This window comes from Drancourtella sp. An12 (assembly GCF_002160935.1).
GTDB lineage: Bacteria > Bacillota > Clostridia > Lachnospirales > Lachnospiraceae > Sellimonas > Sellimonas catena.
Genome location: NZ_NFLO01000048.1, coordinates 1 through 902 on the forward strand (window position 1 = coordinate 1; position 902 = coordinate 902).

2 tRNA genes, 1 rRNA gene and 1 pseudogene are annotated in these 902 nt (G+C 43.0%); all 4 read left to right on the plus strand.

Annotated elements, in window-relative coordinates:
• Positions 1-173, plus strand: a 23S ribosomal RNA gene (locus tag B5E64_RS17695); the annotation flags it as partial.
• Positions 174-254: 81 nt separating this feature from the next.
• Positions 255-327 (plus strand) — tRNA-Asn (locus B5E64_RS17700).
• A 22-nt stretch (positions 328-349) separates the two neighbouring features.
• Positions 350-421: transfer RNA gene (locus B5E64_RS17705), tRNA-Glu, on the plus strand.
• Between the two features lie 159 nt (positions 422-580).
• Positions 581-902 (plus strand): annotated as a pseudogene (locus B5E64_RS18255) (transposase); the annotation flags it as partial.

Here is a 902-nt window from a genome sequence, read left to right on the forward strand (position 1 = left end):
AAGCCGGGAAGGGATAAACGCTGAAGGCATCTAAGCGTGAAGCCCCCCTCAAGATGAGATATCCCATACGGAAGTAGTAAGACCCCTTGAAGACGACGAGGTAGATAGGGCAGAGGTGGAAGTGTGGTAACACATGGAGCTGACTGTTACTAATAGGTCGAGGGCATAACCAAGAAATGGTGGATAGGAAAAGCAGGATGACAGAAACGTGGACTTATATGTGGTTTTGAAGGTACATGAAGTATCTTGAATATTCCTCCTTAGCTCAGTCGGTAGAGCATGCGGCTGTTAACCGCAGTGTCGTTGGTTCAAGTCCAACAGGGGGAGTTTTCCTTTATAAGGAAAGAATGGCTCCGTGGTCAAGCGGTTAAGACATCGCCCTTTCACGGCGGTAACACGGGTTCGATTCCCGTCGGAGTCATTTAAGTTAATTGTAACTTAAGAACTAAAACTTCCCACACCAATACGGTGTGTTGAACCTTGAAAATTCAATATTTCAGCCAATAAAAAAGGCATAAACCTGTCCCGTTTGGTATAATGGAATTGACGAAAAACCATCTATACAAAGGAGATTTATGCCATGTCCAGTATACCACAAAACTATTGCGATGAGAACGAGTTAATTGATTGTGTTCAGAGATTTTTTTCCAGGCATCATGTCGGCAAGCTTCTCGCCAAATGCAATGGGATGAAAGAAAAAGGTGTTTCACCTGTTTCTCTGCTCCGCTACAAGCTCAGCAACATTTTTGTCGGAAGAAGCATGTATATGCAGCAACGAACTGGCTCTTTTAAGGAAGATTTTTCAAAGAACACTTTTTATCGGTTCCTAAATTCGGCAAAAACAAACTGGCTCCGTTTTACTTCTCTTCTGGCTGCTGATATCGTCAATAATGATCTCAAAG